23 protein-coding genes and 2 pseudogenes are annotated in these 23,385 nt (G+C 72.3%); 16 read left to right on the top strand and 9 right to left on the bottom strand.

Annotated features, from left to right (window positions below; all coding sequences use genetic code 11):
* Positions 1 to 47: 47 nt before the first annotated feature.
* Positions 48 to 578 carry an NUDIX hydrolase gene (locus AB0M76_RS24135; RefSeq protein ID WP_266668696.1) on the top strand — a complete coding sequence of 177 codons (531 nt, stop codon included), beginning with the start codon at positions 48 to 50 and terminating at the stop codon, positions 576 to 578.
* Between the two features lie 30 nt (positions 579 to 608).
* Here AB0M76_RS24135 and AB0M76_RS24130 read toward each other — a convergent pair whose 3' ends face one another.
* Positions 609 to 1,502, bottom strand: coding sequence for a 3-hydroxybutyryl-CoA dehydrogenase (locus AB0M76_RS24130; protein WP_266668698.1), 894 nt, complete (start codon positions 1,500 to 1,502; stop codon positions 609 to 611).
* A 154-nt stretch (positions 1,503 to 1,656) separates the two neighbouring features.
* Here AB0M76_RS24130 and AB0M76_RS24125 point away from each other — a divergent pair, with 154 nt between their 5' ends.
* On the top strand, positions 1,657 to 2,913 hold the full coding sequence (locus tag AB0M76_RS24125; RefSeq protein WP_365954824.1) for a family 10 glycosylhydrolase: 1,257 nt from the start codon (positions 1,657 to 1,659) through the stop codon (positions 2,911 to 2,913).
* A 30-nt stretch (positions 2,914 to 2,943) separates the two neighbouring features.
* Here AB0M76_RS24125 and AB0M76_RS24120 read toward each other — a convergent pair whose 3' ends face one another.
* Together AB0M76_RS24120 and AB0M76_RS24115 are read right to left on the bottom strand one after the other, a co-directional pair.
* Positions 2,944 to 3,141, bottom strand: a complete 198-nt coding sequence (locus tag AB0M76_RS24120; protein WP_266630889.1) for a DUF1918 domain-containing protein — start codon at positions 3,139 to 3,141, stop codon at positions 2,944 to 2,946.
* 61 nt (positions 3,142 to 3,202) lie between these two features.
* Positions 3,203 to 4,180, bottom strand: a complete 978-nt coding sequence (locus AB0M76_RS24115) for a DMT family transporter (protein ID WP_365954823.1) — start codon at positions 4,178 to 4,180, stop codon at positions 3,203 to 3,205.
* Between AB0M76_RS24115 and AB0M76_RS24110 the strand changes: the two genes are divergently transcribed.
* From AB0M76_RS24110 to AB0M76_RS24100, 3 genes are all read left to right on the top strand, one after another.
* Positions 4,179 to 5,624, top strand: a complete 1,446-nt coding sequence (locus AB0M76_RS24110; protein WP_266668701.1) for a PLP-dependent aminotransferase family protein — start codon at positions 4,179 to 4,181, stop codon at positions 5,622 to 5,624. The genes AB0M76_RS24115 and AB0M76_RS24110 overlap by 2 nt on opposite strands.
* 31 nt (positions 5,625 to 5,655) lie before the next feature.
* The gene (locus tag AB0M76_RS24105; RefSeq protein ID WP_365954821.1) at positions 5,656 to 6,231 is read left to right on the top strand and encodes a histidine phosphatase family protein; all 576 of its coding nucleotides are present in this window, start codon (positions 5,656 to 5,658) and stop codon (positions 6,229 to 6,231) included.
* A gap of 66 nt (positions 6,232 to 6,297) precedes the next feature.
* A complete protein-coding gene (locus tag AB0M76_RS24100) occupies positions 6,298 to 7,056 on the top strand; it encodes an N-acetyltransferase (RefSeq protein ID WP_365954820.1) in 759 nt (252 codons plus the stop codon).
* 80 nt (positions 7,057 to 7,136) lie between these two features.
* Here AB0M76_RS24100 and AB0M76_RS24095 read toward each other — a convergent pair.
* A pseudogene (locus AB0M76_RS24095) lies at positions 7,137 to 7,381 on the bottom strand (MBL fold metallo-hydrolase); the annotation flags it as partial.
* 292 nt (positions 7,382 to 7,673) lie between these two features.
* On the opposite strand from AB0M76_RS24095, the gene argC reads away from it, so the two are divergent.
* The 5 genes from argC to AB0M76_RS24070 are packed head-to-tail and all read left to right on the top strand — an operon-like array spanning position 7,674 to position 12,579.
* Positions 7,674 to 8,702, top strand: a complete 1,029-nt coding sequence (gene argC, locus AB0M76_RS24090; RefSeq protein WP_365954819.1) for an N-acetyl-gamma-glutamyl-phosphate reductase — start codon at positions 7,674 to 7,676, stop codon at positions 8,700 to 8,702.
* Complete coding sequence (gene argJ / locus AB0M76_RS24085) at positions 8,699 to 9,859, top strand: bifunctional glutamate N-acetyltransferase/amino-acid acetyltransferase ArgJ (RefSeq protein ID WP_365954818.1); 1,161 nt, start codon at positions 8,699 to 8,701, stop codon at positions 9,857 to 9,859. The genes argC and argJ overlap by 4 nt, the downstream gene beginning before the upstream one ends.
* The gene (gene argB, locus AB0M76_RS24080; protein ID WP_266630902.1) at positions 9,856 to 10,794 is read left to right on the top strand and encodes an acetylglutamate kinase; all 939 of its coding nucleotides are present in this window, start codon (positions 9,856 to 9,858) and stop codon (positions 10,792 to 10,794) included. The genes argJ and argB overlap by 4 nt, the downstream gene beginning before the upstream one ends.
* Positions 10,791 to 12,035 carry an acetylornithine transaminase gene (locus AB0M76_RS24075; RefSeq protein ID WP_365954817.1) on the top strand — a complete coding sequence of 415 codons (1,245 nt, stop codon included), beginning with the start codon at positions 10,791 to 10,793 and terminating at the stop codon, positions 12,033 to 12,035. The genes argB and AB0M76_RS24075 overlap by 4 nt, the downstream gene beginning before the upstream one ends.
* A 7-nt stretch (positions 12,036 to 12,042) precedes the next feature.
* A complete protein-coding gene (locus AB0M76_RS24070; RefSeq protein WP_266668717.1) occupies positions 12,043 to 12,579 on the top strand; it encodes an arginine repressor in 537 nt (178 codons plus the stop codon).
* A 166-nt stretch (positions 12,580 to 12,745) separates the two neighbouring features.
* Here the strand turns inward: AB0M76_RS24070 and AB0M76_RS24065 are convergent, their stop codons facing one another.
* From AB0M76_RS24065 to AB0M76_RS24055, 3 genes are read right to left on the bottom strand one after another with little or no spacing between them, the layout of a single operon-like run.
* Entirely contained in the window at positions 12,746 to 13,423 is a 678-nt protein-coding gene (locus tag AB0M76_RS24065) for a L,D-transpeptidase family protein (RefSeq protein ID WP_365954852.1), read from the bottom strand.
* Positions 13,424 to 13,447: 24 nt separating this feature from the next.
* Positions 13,448 to 14,023, bottom strand: a complete 576-nt coding sequence (locus AB0M76_RS24060; RefSeq protein ID WP_365954816.1) for a pyridoxamine 5'-phosphate oxidase family protein — start codon at positions 14,021 to 14,023, stop codon at positions 13,448 to 13,450.
* Between the two features lie 43 nt (positions 14,024 to 14,066).
* Positions 14,067 to 15,560: a hypothetical protein gene (locus tag AB0M76_RS24055; protein WP_365954815.1), complete on the bottom strand. Its 1,494-nt coding sequence runs from the start codon at positions 15,558 to 15,560 to the stop codon at positions 14,067 to 14,069.
* Positions 15,561 to 15,576: 16 nt separating this feature from the next.
* Here AB0M76_RS24055 and AB0M76_RS24050 point away from each other — a divergent pair, with 16 nt between their 5' ends.
* The 3 genes and pseudogenes from AB0M76_RS24050 (at position 15,577) to argH (ending at position 17,587) form a co-directional block, all read left to right on the top strand.
* Positions 15,577 to 15,864 (top strand): argininosuccinate synthase domain-containing protein, encoded by a 288-nt coding sequence (locus AB0M76_RS24050; RefSeq protein ID WP_365954851.1) that lies wholly within the window; start codon positions 15,577 to 15,579, stop codon positions 15,862 to 15,864.
* Positions 15,854 to 16,048: pseudogene (locus AB0M76_RS24045) on the top strand (argininosuccinate synthase); the annotation flags it as partial. The gene AB0M76_RS24050 and the pseudogene AB0M76_RS24045, both read left to right, overlap by 11 nt.
* A gap of 108 nt (positions 16,049 to 16,156) precedes the next feature.
* On the top strand, positions 16,157 to 17,587 hold the full coding sequence (argH, locus tag AB0M76_RS24040) for an argininosuccinate lyase (RefSeq protein WP_365954814.1): 1,431 nt from the start codon (positions 16,157 to 16,159) through the stop codon (positions 17,585 to 17,587).
* A gap of 252 nt (positions 17,588 to 17,839) precedes the next feature.
* On the opposite strand, the gene AB0M76_RS24035 is transcribed toward argH, so the two are convergent.
* A complete protein-coding gene (locus AB0M76_RS24035) occupies positions 17,840 to 19,021 on the bottom strand; it encodes a hypothetical protein (RefSeq protein WP_365954812.1) in 1,182 nt (393 codons plus the stop codon).
* A gap of 99 nt (positions 19,022 to 19,120) precedes the next feature.
* Positions 19,121 to 19,636: an HAD domain-containing protein gene (locus AB0M76_RS24030; RefSeq protein WP_365954811.1), complete on the bottom strand. Its 516-nt coding sequence runs from the start codon at positions 19,634 to 19,636 to the stop codon at positions 19,121 to 19,123.
* A gap of 85 nt (positions 19,637 to 19,721) precedes the next feature.
* Here AB0M76_RS24030 and AB0M76_RS24025 point away from each other — a divergent pair, with 85 nt between their 5' ends.
* The 3 genes from AB0M76_RS24025 (at position 19,722) to AB0M76_RS24015 (ending at position 23,384) form a co-directional block, all read left to right on the top strand.
* On the top strand, positions 19,722 to 20,273 hold the full coding sequence (locus AB0M76_RS24025; protein WP_365954810.1) for a helix-turn-helix domain-containing protein: 552 nt from the start codon (positions 19,722 to 19,724) through the stop codon (positions 20,271 to 20,273).
* Between the two features lie 5 nt (positions 20,274 to 20,278).
* On the top strand, positions 20,279 to 21,826 hold the full coding sequence (locus tag AB0M76_RS24020; protein ID WP_365954849.1) for an MFS transporter: 1,548 nt from the start codon (positions 20,279 to 20,281) through the stop codon (positions 21,824 to 21,826).
* Positions 21,827 to 21,908: 82 nt separating this feature from the next.
* Positions 21,909 to 23,384, top strand: coding sequence for a membrane-associated oxidoreductase (locus AB0M76_RS24015; protein WP_365954809.1), 1,476 nt, complete (start codon positions 21,909 to 21,911; stop codon positions 23,382 to 23,384).
* Position 23,385: the final 1 nt, after the last annotated feature.

Here is a 23,385-nt window from a genome sequence, read left to right as displayed (position 1 = left end):
GAACTGCTGCCATGTTGCCACCTACTCGAACGGAAGGTGGCACAACCGTGCAGTGGACGAACCTGAGTGAGCAGACCGTGTACAAGAACCGCTGGTTCGACGTGAATCTCGCCGATGTGGAACTTCCCGACGGCCGGCACCTGGACCACTTCGTGATCCGGCTGCGGCCGGTCGCCGTCGCCACGGCCGTCAACGAGGCCAACGAGGTGCTGCTGCTGTGGCGGCACCGGTTCATCACCGACAGCTGGGGCTGGGAGCTGCCCGCGGGCGTGGTCGAGGACGGCGAGGACATCGCAGACGCCGCGGCCCGGGAGATGGAGGAGGAGTCGGGCTGGCGGCCGGGGCCCCTCCACCACCTGATGACCGTCGAGCCGGCCAACGGGCTGACCGACGCCCGCCACCACCTCTACTGGGCGGACGGCGCGACGTACATCGGGCATCCCGAGGACGATTTCGAGTCCTCGCGCCGCGAGTGGGTGCCGCTCAAACTGGTGCCGGACATGATCGCGCGCGGCGAGATCCCGGCCGCCAACATGGCGGCCGGGCTGCTGCTCCTGCACCATCTGCGGCTCGGCTAGCGCCGGGCCGCGGGCCGCAGGGCGCGGGGGTCAGCCGTACGGGTAGAAGCCCGAGCCGGTCTTGCGGCCGAGGCGGCCCGCGTCGACCATCCGCTGGAGCAGCGGGGGAGCGGCGTACAGCGGCTCCTTGTACTCCGCGTACATCGAGTCGGCGATCGAGGCGATCGTGTCCAGGCCGATCAGGTCGGAGAGCTTGAGCGGGCCCATCGGGTGGGCGCAGCCCAGCTCCATGCCGTTGTCGATGTCCTCGCGGCTCGCGATGCCGGACTCGAACATCCGGATGGCCGACAGCAGGTAGGGGACCAGGAGCGCGTTGACGACGAAGCCGGACCGGTCCTGGGCGCGGATCGCGTGCTTGCCCAGGACCTTCCCCACCAGGGCCTCGGCCCGCTTGATGGTCTCCTCGCTCGTGGTCAGCGCCGGGATCAGCTCGACGAGCTGCTGCACCGGGGCCGGGTTGAAGAAGTGGATGCCGATGACCTGGTCGGGCCGGGAGGTCGCGACGGCCAGCTTGACCAGCGGGATCGAGGAGGTGTTGGAGGCGAGGATCGCGTCCGGGCGGGTCATCACCTGGTCGAGGACCTGGAAGATCTCCGTCTTGACCTGCTCGTTCTCGACGACGGCCTCGATGACGAGGTCGCGGTCGGCGAACTCGCCGAGATCGGTGGTGAAGGTGAGGCGGGCCAGGGTGGCGTCCCGCTCCTCCTCGCTGATCTTGCCGCGTTCGGCGGCCTTGGTCAGGGAGTTGTGCAGCCGGGTGCGCCCGATCTCCAGGGCCTCGCCGGTGGTCTCGGCGACCTTCACCTCGAGGCCGCTGCGCGCGCACACCTCGGCGATGCCCGCGCCCATCTGGCCACAGCCCACTACGCCGACTCGAGTGATGTCGGAAGGGAGGTCAGTCACTTCGTGCCTTTCGCTGCTCATCCGTCGGCGGGTCCCCCGTGATTCGCAGTGGTAACTGCTTTCCGGCGCCCGCCACGCCCCACGACGTTACCCCCGACCTTGACCATGCCGGGGCGCCGGGGCGGGCATGCTGTCAGACGCAGAGCAATGTCACGCAACGGAACGGAGTCGTCACATGGCGTACATCGGACGGCGGGGGCTGCTGGCGGGGGCCGCCGGGCTGCTGGCCGCGGCGGGTGCGACGGGCGGGGCGGGCCCGGCGCACGCGGTCGAGGCGGCGCGGGGGCGCGGCGGGCGGAGGAAGGCGGCCGCCGAGTTCCGCGCGATGTGGATCGCCTCTGTGGAGAACGTCGACTGGCCCTCCGAGAGCGGGCTGGACGCCGACGACCAGCGGGACGAGCTGACCGGCCTCCTCGACACCGCCGTCGCCCGCCGGCTGAATGCGGTGATCCTCCAGGTCCGGCCGACCGCCGACGCCATGTGGCCCGCCGCCCGGGAGCCCTGGTCGCAGTGGCTGACCGGGGAGCAGGGCGAGGACCCCGGCTGGGACCCGCTGGGTACCGCGGTCGCCGAAGCCCATGCCCGGGGGCTGGAGCTGCACGCCTGGTTCAACCCGTACCGGGTGGCCAACCACACCGACCCGGAGCGCCTGGCCGCGGATCATCCGGCCCGGCGCAACCCCGGCTGGACGGTTCCGTACAACGGGAAGCTGTACTACAACCCCGGTCTGCCCGAGGTGCGCGCGTTCGTGCAGGAGGCCATGCTCGACGCCGTCTCCCGTTACGCGGTGGACGGGGTGCACTGGGACGACTACTTCTATCCGTACCCCGCCGAGGGGCAGTCCTTCGACGACGACGACGCGTACGCGCGCCACGGCGGCGCCTTCGCCTCCCGCGCGGACTGGCGCCGCAACAACATCGACACGCTGGTCCGCGAGATGTCGGAGCGACTGCGGTCGGTCCGCCCGGCGGCGCGCTTCGGCATCAGCCCCTTCGCGGTCTGGCGCAACAGTGGCCGGGACCCCCTGGGTTCGCCCACACAGGCCGGCGTCGAAACGTACGACGACCTGTACGCGGACACCCGCAAGTGGGTCCGGGAGGGCTGGATCGACTACATCGTGCCGCAGGCGTACTGGCAGATCGGCCACCCGGCCGCCGACTACGCGAAGATCGTGCCCTGGTGGGCGGACACCGTCGCCGGAACCGACGTGGCCTTGTACGTGGGTGAGGCGCTGTACCGCTGCGACCGCAACAGCTCCACCGCCGCGTGGCGCGATCCGGCGGAGCTGTCGAAGCATCTGACGTTCGCCCGTGGATACCCCGAGGTCCGCGGCCACGTCTACTTCTCGGCGAAGCAGGTGGTCGCGGACCCCAATGGAGCGATGGCCAGGGTCGTTGCCGACCATTACCCGACGGCCGTGCCGCCGCGCTGAGACTGCGTCGGCCGCGTCGGCCGCGTCGAATCAGTGCGTGGGCTCCGTCGGGTGCTTCACGACGCAGTCGGGCCCCGGGGACATGACTGCCTCATGACCGTCCTGGAAACGGACCCGGTAGGGCGGGGTGCCGTTCTCGCCGAGTACCTGAGTGATTTCACCGACCTTGTCGTGCTGCCCGACGATCCTGCCGTGCTGCACCAACTGGTCGCCCTCGGTCGCGCGCATTGCTGACCTCCTCGGAGGCGGTCTGGATCCGGTGACAGCAGTTTACGGCGGATTGTGCGGTTTAAGCCCGTTGGGTCACGGCGATGCAGACCAGAACCGCGCAGGCGGCGGCCGGGGCGGCGGGGGAAAGGTGCTCGCCCAGCAGCGCCACCGACCAGACCAGGGTCAGCAGCGGCTGGGCGAGCTGGAGCTGGCTGGCCCGCGGGGCGCCGATCTCCGCCATGCCGCGGTACCAGACGTACAGGCCGAGGAAGGTGGAGCCGGCGGCCGCCCACAGCAGACCGGCCAGCCCGTGGCCGGTCAGGTGCACCGGCTCGTACGCGAGCCCCAGCGCGGAACCGGCCAGGCCGAGCGGCAGACACAGCACCAGCGCCCACCCGATGACCTGCCAGCCGGGCATGACGCGGGCGAGGCGCCCGCCCTCGGTGTACCCGGCCGCACAGACCAGCAGGGACCCGAAGAGGTAGCCGTCGCCGGCCGAGAGGGCGCCGCCGCTCTGGGCCAGGGTGAAGCCGAGCACGACGGCGGCGCCGGCGACGGCCGCTGCCCAGAACCGGCGTGAGGGGCGGGCGCCGGTGCGCAGCGCGGACAGGGCGGCCGTGGTGAGCGGGAGCAGGCCGACCACGACGGCGGCGTGCGAGGTGGTGGAGGTGGTCAGCGCCAGGGTGGTGAGCAGTGGGAAGCCGACGACGACCCCGGCGGCGACGACGGCGAGGCCCGCCCGGTGCTCGCGGGCGGGCAGCGGCACGCGGCCGGCCAGCAGGAAGGTGCCCGCGATCAGGGCCGCGAGCACGCTGCGCGCGGCGACGAAGGACCAGGGGCCGAAGCTCTCCAGGCCCCAGGCGGTGGCGGGGAAGGTCAGCGAGAAGGCGATGACGCCGAGTGCGGCGAGTGCGGTGCCTCCGGTGGCCCGGCCGGCGGGAGCGCCCCGGCCGGTGCCGCGGCCGCCGTTGCGACTCAGCCCGCCCCGGCCGAACCGGCGGGGCGAGCGCTCAACCGCTATCGATGTCGGGAGAGTAGCGCTATTCTTTGCTGTCATGTACGAGCGTAGCAGCGTGGCCGAACTGGCAGAATCCCTGCGGTCGGAGCTCAACCGCTACTCGGTGGGTGGAAAGCTCCCGTCGAGCCGAGCACTGGTGGAGCGCTTCCGGGTCAGCCCCGTCACCGTCTCCCGCGCCCTCGCGCAGCTGGCCGCCGAGGGGCTGGTCGTCACCCGGCCCGGCGCCGGGGTGTTCCGGGCCCGGCCCCGGACGGCGGAGCCCGCGCCCGGGGACACCTCCTGGCAGGAGGTCGCCCTCAGCGCGGAGGGCGACGGCGAGATCGTGCCGCGCTCGGTGGACGCCTCGGGGGTGCTGGCCTGTCTGGCCGCGCCGCCGTCCGGGGTGATCGGGCTCAACAGCGGCTACCTGCACCCCTCCATCCAGCCCGAGCGGGCCATGGCCGCCGCGCTCGCCCGCGCCGGGCGGCGCCCCGGGGCCTGGGAACGGCCGCCCATGGAGGGGCTGCCCGAGCTGCGCGACTGGTTCGCCCGGGAGATCGGCGGAGCCGTCGCGGCTGCCGACGTACTGGTCACCGCGGCCGGGCAGAGTGCGCTGACCACCGCCCTGCGGGCGCTGGCCCCGCCCGGGGCGCCGGTCCTGGTGGAGTCTCCGACCTACCCCGGGCTGCTGGCCATCGCCCGCGCCTCCGGATGCAGGCCGGTGCCCGTCCCGGTGGATGCCGAGGGGGTCCGGCCGGAGCTGCTGGCCGCCGCCTTCGAAGCGACCGGGGCGCGGGTGTTCGTATGCCAGCCGCTGTTCCAGAACCCGACCGGTGCGGTGCTGGCTCCCGCGCGGCGAGCCGAGGTGCTGCGGATCGCGCGGGCCGCCGGGGCCTTCGTCGTGGAGGACGACTACGCCCGGGCCCTGGGCCACGACGACGCCGGTCCGCTGCCCCCGACGCTGGCCGCCGAGGACCACGACGGGGTGGTCGTACACGTCCGGTCCCTGACCAAGGCCACCTCACCCAGCCTGCGGGTGGGCGCGCTCGCCGCCCGCGGCCCGGTGCTGGACCGGCTGCGGGCCATCCAGATCGTGGACAGCTTCTTCGTGTCCCGGCCACTGCAGGAGGCCGCCCTGGAGCTGGTCGGGGCGCCCGCCTGGCCCCGCCACCTGCGGGCCGTCGCCGCCGAACTGCGCCACCGGCGGGACGTGCTCGCGGGCGCGCTGCGCCGGGAGCTGCCCGGGCTGACCCTGCCCCATCTGCCCTCGGGCGGATACCAGTTGTGGGCGAGGATGGCCGAGGGCGGCGACGACACGGCCTTCGCGGCGGCGGCCCTGCGCGCCGGGGTCGCGGTCGCCGCGGGCCGCCCGTACTTCTGTGCCGAGCCGCCGGGGCCGTACGTACGGCTCAGCTTCGCCGGGGTGTCCGGCGCGGGGGAGCTGAACGAGGCCGTACGCCGGCTGCGCAGCGGGGCCGGCGACGCCGTCGGTCCAGGCGCTTGACCCCGTGCGGCATGCAGCTCACCATCGCGGCATGAATGTTCGGGTCTCGCTCGTCGCCGCAGCCCGTGGTTCCTCGCTGCTCGCCGAGCGCTTCGACGACGACCGCCCGCTGGACGGGGCGGGCTGGCACGCGGTCGAATCCGCAGCGCGCGGGCTCGTGCCCCTGGGCGCCGCCGAACTCCGCTACTGCTCGCCCAGCCCGCGCAGCCGGGCCACCGGGCAGGCCCTCGGGTACGCGCCGCTCGCGCAGCCGGCGCTGCGCGACTGCGACATGGGCCGCTGGCGCGGACTGACCCTGGCCGAGGTGGCGGAGCGCGAGCCCGGAGCGGTGGACCTCTGGCTCACCGACCCCCTCGCCGCCCCGCACGGCGGCGAATCCCTGCTCGCGTTCATCTCCCGCATCGGCGGCTGGCTGGACACCCGGCCCGCCGACGACGGGGGCGCGATCGTGGCCGTGGCGGAGCCCTCGGTGGTCCGGGCGGCCCTGGTGTACGCACTGAAGGCGGCCCCGCTGACGTACTGGAACGTGGACGTCCGCCCGCTCTCGACGATCACCCTGACGGGCCGCTCGGGCCACTGGCACCTCTCGCTCCAGGCGCCGGCGTAGGGAGTGTCCGGCAAAAAAGCTGGAGCCGCACCGGCCCACTTCCCCGAGACCGCTTAGCCTGCGGCCATGACCGGTATACAGATCACCACCCTCGCGCAGCGCCCCGAACTGGCAGAACGGCTCTGGGACATGAAGGATCCCTGGCCGGAGTTCGCCCAGCACGACTCCGTCGCCTGGCTCCTCTATCCGCGGACGACGCAGGAGCTGTCGGACTACGTCCTGGTCGCCACCGACGGTGATGCGGTCGTCGCCCGCGGGTACAGCGTGCCGTTCGCGCTGCACGCGCCGGGCCGGGACGGGGTGCTGCCCGCGCGGGGCTGGGACCAGGTCCTGATGTGGGCCTTCTCCGACCTGCGGCGCGGGATCGCCCCCGACACGGTGAGCGCCATCGAGATCACCGTCGCCACCGACCGGCAGGGCGAGGGCCTGTCCGCGCGGATGCTGGCCGCGATGCGGGACAACGCCCACGCCCGCGGGTTCGCCGAGGTGGTGGCCCCCGTCCGGCCCAGCGGCAAGCCGGCCGAGCCGGACACCCCGATCCAGGAGTACGCGTACCGCACGCGCGAGGACGGTCTCCCTTACGACCCGTGGCTGCGGGTCCACGCCCGCGCGGGCGCGGTGATCGACTCGGTGGCCCCGCTGTCGATGACGATCACCGGATCGCTCGCGCAGTGGCGGGAGTGGACCGGGCTGCCCTTCGACGCGACGGGCCCGGTCCGGGTGCCCGGAGCCCTGGCCCCGGTCCGCTGCGAGCTCGAACAGGGCTACGCGGTGTACGTGGAGCCGAACGTGTGGGTCCGCCACGCGCTGGACCGGCCGGCGTAGCCCTGGTCCGTCCGGTCAGGGCGTGACGATCGCGAAGTCCGGGTCGGGTTCGGTGAGGTGGTCGGTCAGCTCGGCGAGCCGGGCCGGATGACCAGGACACCGCGCTCGCCCTCCACGAGGGTCATGTTCGAGAGGTCGAACCCGCGCACCTGGTAGACCCCGGGACCACCTCGAACAGCCCGTGCCCCCTGGCCGGCCTGCTCTGGCGCCACAGGCTCGGATGGGCCGTGGGCGGACAGTCCCCGTCCAGGAAGCCGTAGGCGTCCAGATCCCACACCACACGGCCGTCCGCGTCCCGGATCTCGCCCTGTTCGGCCGTTCCCATGAATCCGCGGCGCTCGTTCTCGGGATCGCGGGTGTCGCCGAACGCGAGGTGCCGCAGCGCGGCATCGTTGGCCTCCGCGACGACGGCCTCGGCATCCCCGGACGAAGCGTTCACGGTGCAGTTCTCCCTCTCGGCGGGCCGGGGCCGGCGGACGCCGGTATCGGTGGGTCCTCACCCACCCTCGGCTCCTGCGGCCCGGGGCACCACCGAGCCTGCTCCATTCTTCAGATCCCGGCGCTTTGCATAAAAGTGCGGCGGTACGTATAGTCATGCCATCAAGGAGGAGGGTCCGATGGTGGTACGTGTAGCGGTGGCCGGAGCGAGCGGGTACGCGGGCGGAGAGGTCCTGCGCCTGCTGCTCTCCCACCCCGAGGTGGAGATCGGCGCGCTGACCGGCAACTCCAACGCCGGGCAGCTCTTCGGCACCCTCCAGCCGCACCTCGTGCCGCTCGCGGGCCGGACCCTCGAGGCGACCACGCCCGAGGTCCTCGCCGGCCACGACGTCGTCTTCCTGGCGCTGCCCCACGGGCAGTCCGCCGCCGTCGCCGCCCAGCTCGGCGAGGACGTCCTCGTCGTCGACATGGGCGCCGACCACCGGCTCAAGGACTCCGCCGACTGGGACGCGTTCTACGGCGCCCCGCACGCCGGCACCTGGCCCTACGGGCTCCCCGAGCTGCCCGGTGGCCGCGCCGCGCTGGAGGGGGCCAAGCGCATCGCGGTTCCCGGGTGCTTCCCGACCGCCGTCTCCCTCGCCCTGTTCCCGGCCTACGCCGCGCAGCTGGCCGAGCCGGAGGCCGTGATCGTCGCCGCCACCGGCACCTCGGGCGCCGGCAAGGCGCTCAAGCCGCACCTGCTCGGCTCCGAGGTCATGGGCTCCGTGAGCCCGTACGGGGTGGGCGGCGGGCACCGGCACACCCCCGAGATGGTGCAGAACCTCAGCCCGATCGCCGGGCAGAAGGTCTCCGTCTCCTTCACTCCGACCCTCGTGCCGATGCCGCGCGGCATCCTGGCCACCTGCTCCGCCAAGGCCCTCCCGGGCACCACCGCCGACGCGGTGCGCGCCGCGTACGAGAAGGCGTACGCGGACGAGCCCTTCGTCCACCTGCTGCCCGCGGGGCAGTGGCCGGCGACCTCGTCCGTCCACGGTTCCAACGCCGTTCAGATCCAGGTCGCGTACGACGAGTCCGCACAGCGGATCATCGCGATCAGCGCCATCGACAACCTCACGAAGGGCACCGCCGGCGGCGCGGTGCAGAGCATGAACATCGCCCTCGGCCTCCACGAGGAGCTCGGGCTTTCCACGATCGGAGTCGCACCGTGAGCGTCACGGCAGCACAGGGGTTCACGGCCGCGGGCATCGCGGCCGGGATCAAGGAGAACGGCAACCCGGACCTGGCCCTCGTGGTCAACCACGGGCCCCGGCTGGCCGCAGCGGGCGTCTTCACCTCCAACCGCGTCAAGGCCGCGCCCGTGCTCTGGTCCGAGCAGGTCCTGCGCGGCGCCTCCGTCAGCGCGGTCGTCCTCAACTCCGGCGGCGCCAACGCCTGCACCGGCGCCAAGGGCTTCCAGGACACCCATGCCACCGCCGAGAAGGCGGCCGAGGCGCTGGGCGGCGAGCACAACGCCGGCGAGGTCGCCGTCGCATCCACCGGCCTGATCGGCGTCCTGCTCCCCATGGACAAGCTGCTCCCCGGCATCGACACCGCCGTCGCGGCGCTCTCCGAGGACGGCGGCGAGGCCGCCGCCATCGCCATCAAGACCACCGACACCGTGCACAAGACGGCCACCGTCACCACCCAGGACGGCTGGAGCGTCGGCGGCATGGCCAAGGGTGCGGGCATGCTCGCCCCGGGTCTGGCCACCATGCTCGTCGTCCTCACCACCGACGCCGACCTGGACAGCGGCACCCTCGACAAGGCGCTGCGCTCCGCCACCCGCACCACCTTCGACCGGGTCGACTCCGACGGCTGCATGTCCACCAACGACACGGTGCTGCTGCTCGCCTCCGGGGCCTCCGGCCGGGTGCCGGCGTACGAGGCCTTCGCGGAGGCCGTACGGACCGTCTGCGACGACCTCGCCCGCCAGCTGATCGGCGACGCCGAGGGCGCCAGCAAGGACATCCGCATCGAGGTCGTCGGCGCGCTCACCGAGGGCGACGCGGTCGAGGTCGGCCGGTCCATCGCCCGCAACAACCTGCTCAAGTGCGCCATCCACGGCGAGGACCCCAACTGGGGCCGGGTGCTCTCCGCCATCGGCACCACCCGGGCCGCCTTCGACCCGGACCGGCTGAACGTGGCCATCAACGGCGTCTGGGTCTGCAAGAACGGCTCGGTCGGCGAGGACCGCGACCTGGTCTCCATGAAGGACCGCGAGGTCCGCATCACCGCGGACCTGGCGACCGGCTCCGAGTCCGCCGTGATCTGGGCCAACGACCTGACCGCCGAGTACGTCCACGAGAACAGCGCGTACAGCTCATGAGCGACGAGAAGGCCGGCCAGCCCGGCACCGGAACCGCGCGCAAGCACACCGCGCTGCCCAAGGCGCAGATCCTCATCGAGGCCCTGCCCTGGCTCACCCGCCACAACGGCAAGGTCGTCGTCATCAAGTTCGGCGGCAACGCCATGATCGACGAGGACCTCAAGGCCGCCTTCGCCCAGGACGTGGTCTTCCTGCGCCAGGCCGGCCTCAAGCCGGTCGTGGTGCACGGCGGCGGTCCCCAGATCAACGCCCAGCTCGACAAGCAGGGCCTGGTCAGCGAGTTCAAGGCCGGCCTGCGCGTGACGACCCCCGAGGCCATGGACGTCGTACGGATGGTCCTGGCGGGGCAGGTCCAGCGCGAGCTGGTCGGGCTGCTCAACGAGCACGGGCCGCTCGCCGTCGGCATGACCGGCGAGGACGCCCACACCATCACCGCGACCCGGCACACCCCGGAGATCGACGGCGAGCTCGTTGACATCGGCCGGGTCGGCGAGATCACCGCCATCGACACGGGCGCGATCGAGGCGCTGCTGGCGGACGGCCGGATCCCGGTCATCTCCTCCATTGCGCGCAGCGCCGACGACCACCACGTGTACAACGTGAACGCCGATACGGCGGCCGCGGCGCTCGCCGCCGCGCTGGGCGCCGAGACGCTGATGGTGCTCACCGACGTCGAGGGCCTCTACGCGGACTGGCCCAACAGCGACGAGGTGATCAGCCGGCTCACCGTCAGCGAGCTGGAGAAGCTGCTGCCCGAGCTGTCCAGCGGCATGGTGCCCAAGATGGAGGGCTGCCTGCACGCCGTCCGCGGCGGCGTCAGCACGGCCCGGGTGATCGACGGGCGGGTCCCGCACTCGATCCTGCTGGAGATCTTCACCGACGAGGGAATCGGCACGATGGTCGTGCCCGACGCACAGGGAGGGGTGCGCACATGACGGGCCATCAGGAGACCGGCGGCCAGGGGACCGACGCCCGGGGGACCGGCAATCAGCGGTACGGCGCCCGCTGGCAGGAGACGCTGACCAACAACTACGGCACCCCCGCGCTGGCCCTCGTCCGCGGCGAAGGCGCCCAGGTCTGGGACGCGGACGGCAGGCAGTACACCGACTTCGTCGGCGGAATCGCGGTCAACGCCCTCGGCCACGCCCACCCGGCGATCGTCGAAGCCGTGACCCGGCAGATCTCCACCCTCGGCCACGTCTCCAACCTCTACGCCTCCGAGCCGGTCCTCGCGCTCGGCGAGCGGCTGCTCCAGCTCTTCGGGCGCCCCGGCCGGATTTTCTTCTGCAACTCCGGAGCCGAGGCAGTCGAGGCAGCCTTCAAGATCGGCCGGCTGACCGGGCGGACCCACATGGTCGCCACCGACGGCGGCTTCCACGGCCGGACCATGGGCGCCCTCGCGCTCACCGGCCAGCCCAAGAAGCAGGACCCGTTCCTGCCGCTGCCCGGCGATGTCACGCATGTCCCGTACGGGGACGTGGAGGCCCTGCGAGCTGCCGTCACCGAAGAGACCGCGCTCGTGGTCATCGAGCCGATCCAGGGCGAGAACGGGGTCGTCGTGCCCCCAGCCGGATACCTGACGGCCGCCCGGGAGATCACCCGGGCCACCGGCACCCTGCTCGTCCTCGACGAGGTGCAGACCGGCATCGGGCGCTGCGGCCACTGGTTCGAGCACCAGGCACACGAGGGCGTGGAGCCCGATCTCGTCACGCTCGCGAAGGGGCTCGGCGGCGGTCTGCCGATCGGCGCCGTCGCCGCCTTCGGGTCCGCCGCGGACCTGCTCCAGCCCGGCCAGCACGGCACCACCTTCGGCGGGAACCCCGTCGCGTGCGCCGCCGGCCTCGCCGTCATCGACACCATCGCCGCCGACGGCCTGCTCGACCGGGTCAAGGCGCGGGGGGAGCGGCTGCGCTCCGGAATCGAGGCTGCCGGGCACCCGCTGGTCTCCCATGTCCGTGGTGAGGGCCTTCTCCTGGGTATCGTGCTGACCGGACCGCTCGCACCGCAGGTGCAGCAGGCGGCCCAAGATGCCGGCTTCCTGGTCAACGCGCCCGCCCCCGACGTCGTACGGCTCATGCCGCCGTACGTACTCTCCGAGGCCGAGGCGGACGCGTTCGTCCGGGCCCTGCCCGGCATCCTCGACGCAGCCAACGGGGACGGACACACCGGGGAATGAGACGACGATGAGCCAGGCGCAGGAACACGAGCAGAACGGCCCGTCCGTCCCGCAGACCCGCACCGCCCGCCACCGCCGGATCGTGGACATCCTCAACCGGCAGCCAGTCCGCTCCCAGAGCCAGCTGGCCAAACTGCTCGCCGACGACGGGCTGAGCGTCACCCAGGCGACGCTCTCCCGGGACCTCGACGAGCTGGGCGCGGTGAAGATCCGCAACACCGGCGGCGAGCTGATCTACGCGGTGCCCAGCGAGGGCGGTTTCCGCACCCCGCAGGCCCCGCTCGGCGAGTCGGCGAAGGAGGAGCGCATGCGGCGCCTCTCCGGGGAACTGCTGATCTCGGCGGAGGCCTCCGCGAACCTCGTCGTCCTGCGCACCCCGCCAGGGGCTGCCCAGTTCCTCGCCTCCGCGATCGACCAGGCCGAACTCCGCGAGATCCTGGGCACGATCGCCGGTGACGACACGCTGATGCTGATCAGCCGCGACCCGTCCGGCGGCCAGGCCCTCGCGGACCACCTGCTGAGGCTGGCCCAGAAGGAGAGCTGAGCGGGGACGCCCGGGGCGCCGGAAATCCGGTGCCGGACCCGGCGCCGCCTACGTAGCCTCGGGGGCGTGCTTCGACTCGTCCTCGCCCTATCGGCGTCCGTACACCGCGTACGGGAAGGAAAGGGAGGCCCGGCTGCCCGATCTCCCGCGTATGCCTGACGCGCCACTAGTAGCGCGTGACGGCCAGCGGCCCCTCCTGCGTGCCGATCGCGATGTGCGGGCGTCGGTCCGGGTCCGCCCAGCGCAGGATCGACCGCATGTCCCGCTCGGCCACCGACACGCAACCGGCCGTCGCGCCCTTGCCGTTGACGTGCAAGAAGATCCCGGCGCCGCGGCCGCGCACGGGCCGGTCGTAGTTGAAGGCGATCAGCAGCGCGTGCCCGTACTGCTTCTCGTAGGTGACCAGGTGCTCGGCCTCGGCCGGCGCGCAGTCCGCGGGCAGCGGCTCCACCCAGCGGTTGTACGCGGCCGATGCGTTGTCCTGGCACCACCAGGAGTCCGCGGTCACCCGCCGGTAGCCGTAGTCCGTGCCGGCCGGCGCCCGCCTGATCCCGAAGGCGTACGGCAGCTCGTACAGGCCCGTCGGGGTGGTGTTGGTGCCCTGCGTACGGGTCGCGCCCTCGGTGAGTCCGTTGGCCCCGAATCGGGCGGGCGCGCTGCCGGCCTCGAACCAGTGCCCCGCCCGCCGGTCCCACCAGGTCAGGCTCCCCGTGGTGGATCCGGGCGCGGGCGCGACGGCGGTGATCAGCTGGCTGCCGCCGCCCGTGTCGGCGAGACGGGCCGGCAGCGGCGCAGGCCCGTAGGGGCCTTGCGACAGCAGGCTGGTGACGATCAGTGAGCCGATGACAAGAGCGGTACGCAGCACATGTCAGACGGTACGGGGCGGAAGGGGCAGAGGCAGTGCAGGCAGGCCGTCGAGGCTCACTCCGACCTTCTTCTCGCAGTACTCTCCGAACTCCTCGTCCGTCTTGCGGCCGAAGTACTCCGCGTGGAGGGTGCGCTCGCCCTGGTACTCCATGAAGGGGACGGCGTACCCGCACACATCGGCGATCCGGCGGGCGTGGACCAGGATGACCGCCCGGGCGGACGGCCCGTCGGCATCGCCGAACAGGCCGATCAGCTCACCCCAGCGGGGGTCGTCGCGGAAGACGGCCTCGCCCTCGCCGTGGATGCGCACGATGTTGGGCGGCCCGCTGAACGCGCACCACATCAGCGTGATCCGGCCGTTCTCGCGGACGTGGGCGATGGTCTCGGCGCCGCTGCCGCCGAAGTCCAGGTAGGCGAGGGTCTGCTCGTCGATGACGACGAGCGTTCCCGCGCGGCCCTTGGGGGACAGGTTGACATGGCCGTCACCCGCGAGCGGGGCGGTGGCCGTGAAGAAGACCGGCTGCTCCTCGATGAACTTGCGCAGCCGGCCGTCGATACGTTCGTGAAGCTTTCCCATGATCCGATTATCGGCCGGAACGGCTGGTTCGGGCCGGGGAATCTCAGGCCCACAGGCCTCGGCGCGAGCGCCACAGCCGCCGGTCCTCGTCGTACGACGACCGCGTGAGCAGCGCGTCCAGTTCCGCGCAGTCGTTCTCCTGCAGACCCAGGCGGGCGCGCCACCACCGCAGCCGGTGGACGGGGAGCAGGTGCGCCGCCCTCGCCAGCAGCGCGCCGAGCTCCGCCCGCTCCGCCTGTCCCTCCTGCAGGGTGTGGAGCCAGCCCCACGTGGTCACCGTGGCCGCCGCGACCCGGCGCAGGCCCGGGTCGGGGTCCCCGGACAGGGCCACCGCGGCACGCAGCGCGGCGATTCCGCCCCGGGCGCGCAGCAGGCGGAACGCGGCGCGCCGGGTGTGCACGGGCCGGTCGGGGGCGGTACGGGCGGCCAGCCCCCCGGGGTCCAGCCGCCCGGCCACGGGACGCAGGCAGAGCGCGGCCTCGCGGGCCACCGACGCCGACGGGTCGTCCAGCAGCGGGAGCAGGGCCGCGTCGTCGGGGGTGGCGTCCAGCCGGCGCAGCCCGGTCAGGGCGGCGGCCCGTACCGCCCCGGCGGGATGGTCCAGCAGCTCGCTCAGCAGCGGGGCGTCGGCGCGCGGGGCGCACTCGGAGAAGCCGGTCACGGCATAACGGCTCACGTGCTCCGGGTCCACGAGGAGCCCGAGGTAGTGCGCGTACGGGTCGCCGCCGTCCTGGCGCAGCAGCCGGCGGGCGCAGGCCCGTACGAGACCGGACGGGTCGGTGAGGTGCCGGGAGGCCTCCGCCGCCCGGCCGGCCCGGCGCAGGGCGGTGACCCTGGCGGCCCGGACCATCGGGATGCGTCCGCCGAGCAGGGAGTCGACCGCCTCGTCGTCCGGCCCGTCGGCGGTCATCGCCGCCAGGGCGGCGTCGGTGAACATCCGGCACGTCCACGGGTCGTGCTCCGCGGCGGCCTGCCGGGCGAGCTCCCGTACGCCGAGCCGCCCGTCGGCGAGGGTGAGGCGGACGGCGAACCGCCGGGCCGGCAGGGCCGGCGTCCTGCGCAGGTGGTCCAGGATGCCGGCGCGCTGCTCCCCGGTCAGGGAGCTCCAGCTCCACGTCGTCGAGGGCCGCCCGGGGTGCCACCACGCGGTGAGGAGGGAGTACCTGCCGCTCAGCGCGGCCTCCAGCTGTTCCACCGCCCAGGCGCCGTGCTCGCGCCGGCCCAGTCGCAGGGCGAGCGGGGTGAGGGCGATCAGCATGCGCTCGGGGTCTCTGGCCACGATCCTGCCGAGCACCCGCCGGGCGCGCTCCCGTACCGCCGGGACCCGGTCGGCGCACCGGATCAGGACGAGCAGGAGCGGCGGGTTCCGCCACGAGGCGAGCGCGGACGCGCGGATCCGCCCGTCGGGGTCGCAGAGCCGGGCCTCCAGCCGGTTGTTGCGCAGGGGCTCGTACGGGCGGGAGGCCAGCCGCCGCACCTCCTCGTCGAAGGCGATCCAGGCGTCCGGCCGGTGCCAGAGGAGCCTGCCGGTGAACACGTCGGTATGCCCGCTGATGGTAGGTGGCCGAACACGGGTCCGGCGCCTGATATCCGGGCTGGTCAGCGGCGCGACGACGCAGTCGATTGACGAAACATACGGAGTACTGCATAGTTATGCCTACGAGGATGCACCGTGTAAGGAGAAACCTGTGACCGAGCGCGTCGTACTCGCCTACTCAGGCGGTCTGGACACCTCCGTCGCCATCGGCTGGATCGCCGAGGAGACGGGCGCCGAGGTCATCGCCGTCGCCGTGGACGTCTGCCAGGGCGGCGAGGACCTGGACGTCATCCGTCACCGGTGACATCCGGATGACCCTGCACGGTGGCCGAGCCGTCGTCACCGGCCGTAAGTCGGACGAGTCGCTGTACGACTTCAACCTCGCGACCTACGACTCGGGCGACACCTTCGACCAGTCCAACGCGCAGGGGTTCATCGAGATCTTCGGCCTCTCGTCGAAGATCGCGGCACGCCGCGACCTCGCCTGACGGACCAGCAGTACGAGCAGTACCCGGCTGCCTCCCCGTTTCCTCCGCGGCGGGGAGGCAGTTTCACATCCGAAGCCCATGCACATGCAGTCTTGAGGAGCAGTAGCTGTGAGCAGCAACAACGGTGGTGACGTCCGGCTCTGGGGCGGCCGGTTCGCCGACGGCCCGGCCGAGGCCCTCGCCAAGCTGTCCGCGTCGGTCCACTTCGACTGGCGCCTCGCGCCGTACGACATCGCCGGATCCCGCGCCCACGCCCGGGCCCTCGCCAAAGCGGGCCTGCTCACGGCGGACGAACTCGACCGCATGATCACCGGCCTCGACCAGCTCGAAGCCGACGTCGCCGACGGCTCCTTCACCGGCACCATCGCCGACGAGGACGTGCACACCGCCCTGGAGCGGGGCCTGCTGGAGCGGCTCGGCGCCGACCTCGGCGGCAAGCTGCGCGCCGGCCGGTCCCGCAACGACCAGGTGGCCACCCTCTTCCGGATGTACCTGCGCGACCACGCCCGGATCGTCGGCAGCCTGATCGCGGACCTCCAGGACGCACTGGTCGGCCTCGCCGAGACGCACCACGACGTGGCCATGCCCGGCCGGACCCACCTCCAGCACGCGCAGCCGGTGCTCTTCGCGCACCACGTACTGGCCCACGTGCAGTCGCTGTCCCGGGACGCGGAGCGGCTGCGGCAGTGGGACACCCGGACCGCGGTCTCCCCGTACGGCTCGGGCGCGCTGGCCGGCTCCTCGCTGGGGCTGGACCCGGAGCAGGTCGCCGCCGACCTGGGCTTCGAGCGCGGCTCGGTCGGCAACTCGATCGACGGCACGGCCTCCCGCGACTTCGTCGCAGAGTTCGCCTTCATCACCGCGATGATCGGGATCAACCTGTCCCGGATCGCGGAGGAGATCATCATCTGGAACACGAAGGAGTTCTCCTTCGTGACCTTGCACGACGCCTTCTCGACCGGGTCGTCGATCATGCCGCAGAAGAAGAACCCGGACATCGCGGAGCTGGCGCGTGGCAAGTCGGGCCGGCTCATCGGCAACCTGACGGGCCTGCTGGCCACCCTCAAGGCCCTCCCGCTCGCGTACAACCGCGACCTCCAGGAGGACAAGGAGCCGGTCTTCGACTCCTGCGACACCCTCGAGGTCCTGCTCCCGGCCTTCACCGGGATGATGGCCACCCTCACGGTCAACCGGGAGCGGATGGAGGAGCTCGCTCCGGCCGGGTTCTCGCTCGCCACGGACATCGCGGAGTGGCTGGTCAAGCAGGGCGTGCCGTTCCGGGTGGCGCACGAGGTGGCCGGCGAGTGCGTGAAGGAGTGCGAGGGGCTCGGGATCGAGCTGGACGAGCTCACGGACGAGCAGTTCGCGAAGATCTCGGAGCACCTGACGCCGGAGGTCCGTACGGTCCTCAACGTGCCCGGCGCCCTCGCCTCGCGCAACGGCCGGGGCGGCACCGCCCCCTCGGCGGTCGCCAAGCAGCTCGCGGAGCTGAAGGCCGACCTGGTCATCCAGCACGCCTGGGCGACCCACAAGCACTAGTGCCGCGTCAGGCGACGTTTGCCGGTCAAGGAGCGGCGTCCGGTGCGTGCTCTCGGCGTGCCGGACGCAAGCGCTCGTACTGGACGTACTTGAGCTTTCGGCCGGTGCGGCGAGAGGGCGTGCCGGGCGTCGCGACGGGGCGAACGTCGCCTGACACGGCACTAGCAGCCGACACGCCCGCGGGGGCGGCGGGAGCACAGGCTCCCACCGCCCCCGCGGGCATGTCCGTACGGGCTGGTGCCGCGTCAGGCACTAGCCCACCGGGTGCTCCGGCTCGTAGTTGGTCAGGACGCAGCCCTCGACCTGGGACTTCTCCAGCCGGTACCCGGACGGGGCGGAGAAGCCGGGGACGCAGTTCAGGTAGAGGAACTGCCGCTGGTACAGGTCGAACCGGGACGACGGCTTGTTGGTCTCGACCGCGATGTTCTCCCCGACGAGCAGCATGCTCGCGGTCGCCCTCAGCTTGCCGTCGTCCTTCAGGTCGGCCTGCTGGGCGGCCTTTGCCTTGGTCTGGAGCTTCTTCATGTCCCCGACGGTGTCGAGCCAGCTCAGGTTGACGGCGCGCTGCGCCCCCGCGGGCTGACCGCACAGCGCGCGGCCCGTGATCCCCCAGTCCAGCGCGTTCCCCTTCACCGCGGGCTGGTAGTCGATGGACTCGATGGCCACCGCGTCGGGGTCCGTGGAGAAGTGCTTCTCGCAGTCCATGCTGTTGCCGACGAGCTTGCGCAGCTCGGCGATGCTGCCCGCGCGGGGGAGCCCCAGGCTGCCGGTCTTCGGCTGGCCGAGTTTCTCGCCGCCGCCCGCCGGGTCCTGCGGGGTCTCGAAGTTCGGGCTGCCGGAGCCGTCCTCGGTGGCGAAGAAGTCGGTGAGGCCGCAGCCCTCCACCAGTGGCTTCTCCCGCTTGTATCCCTCGGGCACCCGGCCGCCCGGGTTGCAGACCAGGACGCGCATGTTCCCCTGGAGCAGGGCCATGGCGCTCTTCGAGTTGGTGGGGAAGGCGACGAAGCCCTTGCCGACCAGAACATTGCTGAAGAGCCCGTAGGCCCCGTCACCCCCGGACATCTTGTCCATGACGTACTGCTTGTAGCCCGCCTGGAACGCCTTCATGTCCTTGGGGACGGCGATGGCGATGTTGCCCTGCCGGCGTCCGTCGCGGCAGACGCCGACCTCGGTGACCGACCACTGCCCGACCTTGGGGAAGTCGCCGCTCGGCAGCCTCGGGTCGTCGGGCTTCGAGCCCAGGTCCTCGCACCCGGTGAACTCGCGCATGTACTGCTGGGCCTCGGCGAGCGAGCCCGCGGCGGCGGCGCCGGCCGGGGCCGCGGACGAGGCGGGCGCGCCCGATGGGGCCGCCTGACCGCCTCCCTTGCAGGCGGGGAGGACGGCGAGACAGGTGAGGGCGGCGGTCGTGGCGAGGATCCGCTTGATGCGCATGGGTCGCTTTCGTTGGACGGCAAGATCACGGGGGGTGGCATGCGCATGCTAGTGCCGGGCCGGTGAGCGTGATCAAAACCGCGGTCCGGCGCCGTCCCGTCATGCCACCCAGCCGGCGAGCCGCTCGAAGTCCCCCCGGACCAGCCCGATCCGCTCGTCGATGCGCAGCAACAGCGCCCGAGCCGGGTGGCGCTGGTCCACGTACTCCCGGTCCATCGCCGTGATGTCGTCGTCGATCCACGCGAACTCCCGTGCGCCCGCGTACTCCAGGATGTACTGCGTCTTCCAGAAGGTGCCGCGCGGGGCCCGCCCGTGCATCTGCGGCCAGTCGATGAACGGGAGCCGCGGCAGACCCAGGTGCGGGCCTATCCAGTCGTTCGCCTCGTCCTTCCAGGTGGTGGCCCAGACCAGCTCGTACGAGCGCGCCAGCGCGAGCAGCTGCGCACCGTGGGTGTGGTTCAGCCAGACCCGCAGGGGCCGCCGGCTCTCCGCCTCGGTCCAGCCGGTCGGGCGCATCCGGTGGGTGGAGTACCCCTCGGGGCGGCGCTGGGCCTGGGCCCCGTAGGGGTTCAGCGGGCCGTCCACGTCGATCAGCAGCAAAGCCTTGGGCGCCATCCCGGCAGCCTTCCGTTCCGGGTGCCCCGGGGCACCCCATTTATTGAGTGAGACATGAACGTCTCATTCGGGGTATGCTTGTCTCATGGCCATGGACCGTGACCAGGTGCTCCGCGACGCCGCAGCCCTGCTCTCCCGCAAATCGACCGCCACGATGGACGAGGTCGCCCGCGCCGCAGGCATCGGGCGCGCGACCCTCCACCGGCACTTCGCCGGGCGCGACGCCCTCGTACGGGCCCTCGAGGAACTCGGCATCCGCCAGTTCGAGACAGCCTTCGACAATGCCCGCCTGGACGAGGGCACGGCGGTCGAGGCACTGCGCCGGCTCGTCGCCGAGGCCGAGCGCGATGCCCAGCTGCTGGCCTTCCTCGTCACCGAGAACCAGCTCTTCGAGGGTGACCAGGTCAACGAGGGATGGGCCCGGCTCGACGCCCGCGTCAGCGCGCTCTTCCGGCGCGGCCAGGAAGAGGGAGACATCCGGATCGACCTGAGCCCCGCCTGGCTCACCGAGGCCCTCTACGGCCTCATCGGCACCTGCGCCTGGGCCGTCATGGACGGCCGGGTCGCCGCGAAGGACTTCCAGTACATGATCACCGAGCTGCTGCTCGGTGGCGCCCGACGGAGTGTGGAGAAATGAGCCGCATGGAACAGCTGACCCAGGAGAAGGGAACGGAGGCGATCACGGGCCGGGAGAGCTGGGGCCGCTGGCTGGCGCTCTGCGTGCTCGTCCTGGCCGTTCTGCTGGTCGCGGTGGACGCCACCGTACTCGGTCTCGCCACGCCCTCGCTCAGCGAGGACCTCAAGCCGTCCGGCACCCAGCTGCTGTGGATCGGCGACATCTACTCGTTCGTGATCGCCGGCCTGCTCGTCTCCATGGGCTCCCTCGGCGACCGCATAGGCCGCAAGAAGCTGCTCCTGGTCGGCGCGACCGCCTTCGGCGCCGTCTCCGTCCTCAACGCCTACGCCACCAGCCCCGAGATGATGATCGTGACCCGGGCCCTGCTCGGCGTGGCCGGCGCGACGCTGATGCCGTCCACCCTCGCGCTGATCCGGAACATCTTCCACGACCCCAAGGAGCGCAGCCTCGCCATCGGCATCTGGGGCGCCACCGCCTCGGCCGGTGCGGCCATCGGGCCCGTCGTCGGCGGAGCCCTGCTCCAGCACTTCTGGTGGGGCTCGGTCTTCCTCATCAACCTGCCCGTGATGATCGCCCTGGTCCTCGTCGGCATCAAGCTGCTGCCCGAGTCCAAGAACCCGGTCGCCGGCCCCTGGGACCTGGTCAGCGTCGCCCTCTCGCTCGTCGGCGTCATCGGTGTCGTCTACGCCGTCAAGGAAGTCGCCACCCACGGCGTCACCTGGGGCGTCGGGGCCGCCGCCGTCATCGGCGCCGCGTGCCTGTACGCCTTCGTCCGCCGTCAGTTCAGCCTGCCGTCGCCGCTCCTCGACATGCGGCTCTTCAGGCACCGCGGCTTCTCCGGCGCGGTCCTGGCCGACCTGCTGACCGTCTTCGGACTCTCCGGCCTCGTCTTCTTCCTCTCCCAGTTCCTCCAGCTCGTCCAGGGCCGCGACCCCCTGGAGGCGGGCCTGGCCGAACTGCCCGCCGCCATCGGCGCGGTGGTCACCGGCCTGGTCGCCGGCCGGTACGCCCGCCGGTACTCGGTGCGGTCGATCGTCACCGGCGGCCTCGCGGCCATCGGACTCGCGCTCGGCGCGCTCACCCTGGTCCACAAGGAGAGCGGCTACCCGCTGCTCGGCGCGGCCCTGCTGGTCGTCGGCCTCGGCGCAGGCTTCTCCTTCACCGTCACCGCCGACGTGATCCTCTCCAGCGTCCCCAAGGAGCAGGCAGGTTCGGCCTCGGCCGTCTCCGAGACCGCGTACGAACTCGGCGCGGCCCTCGGCATCGCCCTGCTCGGCTCCATCGTCACGGGCGTCTACCAGGGCTTCACCGCCCCGGCGTCGGTCTCCGGACCGGTCGCCGACGCCGCGCACGAATCGCTGGGCGGCGCCGTCGAGGCCGCCAAGGCCGTGGACCCAGCGACCGCGCAGACCATGGTCGCCGCAGCCCAGGAGGCCTTCGTGGACGGCCTGCGGTTCGCCTCCGGCGTGGGCGCGGCCGTGCTGCTGGCCACCGCGGTGGCGGCCTGGTTCCTGCTCAAGGGGCAGAAGCTCCAGGACGGCGTCGCACACTGACGGCCTCGAGCGCTGCGCCCCCAAGGGGTGGTGTCCTGCACAGAGTTGACAGTCCGTTGACGCGCAGGACACCATCCCCGCGATGGAGATCAACGAGCTGACCCCGGCGGAACGCCGCGTATGGGACGCCTTCCCGCGCGGCGAGGGCGTCGATTTCCGGGACGACCCCGGCGAGAACGGTTTCGACGGCGCGCAGTGGGGGCCCGAGCGGACCGTGCGCGCCGAGGTGCTCAGCGCCCTGCTGCTCAGCGGTGTCACGGCCAACGGGCAGGTCCCCGGGCTCAACGTCCGAGGCGCCCGGATCACCGGCAAGCTGGACCTCAAGTACGCGGTCATCGAGCATGGGATCCGGCTCCGCGCCTGCTGGTTCGAGCGCAAACCCCTGCTCTACGGGGCCCGGTTGCGCGCCCTCGTGCTGTCCGACTCGGCGCTGCCCGGCCTGACCGCCGCCACCCTCGGCGTCGACATCGTCCTGCGGCTGTCCTGCTGCCGCATCACCGGGCCGGTGAGACTCCAAGGGGCCCGGATAGCCGGCGGCCTCTTCCTCCAGCGGGCCGTCATCGGCAACCCGGACGCGCAGCAGGAGGCCGAGGAGCCCTCGCTCCAGATCAACCACGCCTCCATCGGCACCGACGTCATCGCCATGGACCTCATTGTCCACGGCCAGACCCGGATGAACGGCGCCACCGTCGGCGGCCAGATCCAGCTCGACGGCGCCCGGCTGCTCGCCCCGGGCGGCATAGCCCTGCACGCCGAGACGCTGAGCGTCGGCACCGACCTGCGGGCGAACCGGCTGCAGGCCCGGGGCATGGTCAACCTCACCGGCTCCCGCATCCCAGGCCAGGCCATCCTCAGCCGTGCAGACCTCGCCAACCCGGGCGGAACCGCCCTGCGCGCCTCCAGCTGCGCCATGGGCGAGATGTGGCTGCGCCGGTGCCTGCCGATCCAGGGCGAGGTAAACCTGCGTCGGGCCACCTTCGACATGCTCCACATCGAGCCCGGCTCCTGGCCCGGGCAGATCGGCATCGACGGCCTGACCTACCGCACCCTCGCCCCGCACCTGCCGCCCGAGCAGCGGCTGCCCGCGCTCGAGCGCGAGGAGTCCGGGTACCTCCCGTACGCGTACGAGCAGCTCGCCGCCGCCTACCGTACGGCCGGGGACGAGGCGGGCGCCCGGACCGTGCAGCTCGCCAAGCTGCGCGAGCACCGGCGCACCCTGCCCCGGCACGCCAGGCTCTGGGGGCTGCTCCAGGACGCCACCGTCGGCTACGGCTTCCGGCCGCTGCGCGCCGCGGGCTGGCTGCTGGCGCTGCTGCTCGTGGGCTCGATTGCATACAGCCTGCACGCGCCCCGGCCGTTGAAGGCGGGGGAGGCGCCCGACTTCAACGCCGTGTTCTACACCATCGACCTGATGCTGCCGATCATCGGCTTCGGCCAGGAGTCCGCGTACGCGCCGAGCGGCTGGTACCAGTGGCTGTCGTACGTGCTGATCGTGACCGGCTGGGTCCTCGCCACGACGACCGCGGCGGGCGTCAGCCGGTCACTTCAGCGGCAGTAGC

It is taken from the genome of Streptomyces sp. NPDC051364 (assembly GCF_040682115.1).
GTDB lineage: Bacteria > Actinomycetota > Actinomycetes > Streptomycetales > Streptomycetaceae > Streptomyces.
The sequence above is the reverse complement of the archived record's forward strand: the minus strand, read 5'-3'. Positions and strand labels throughout refer to the sequence as shown.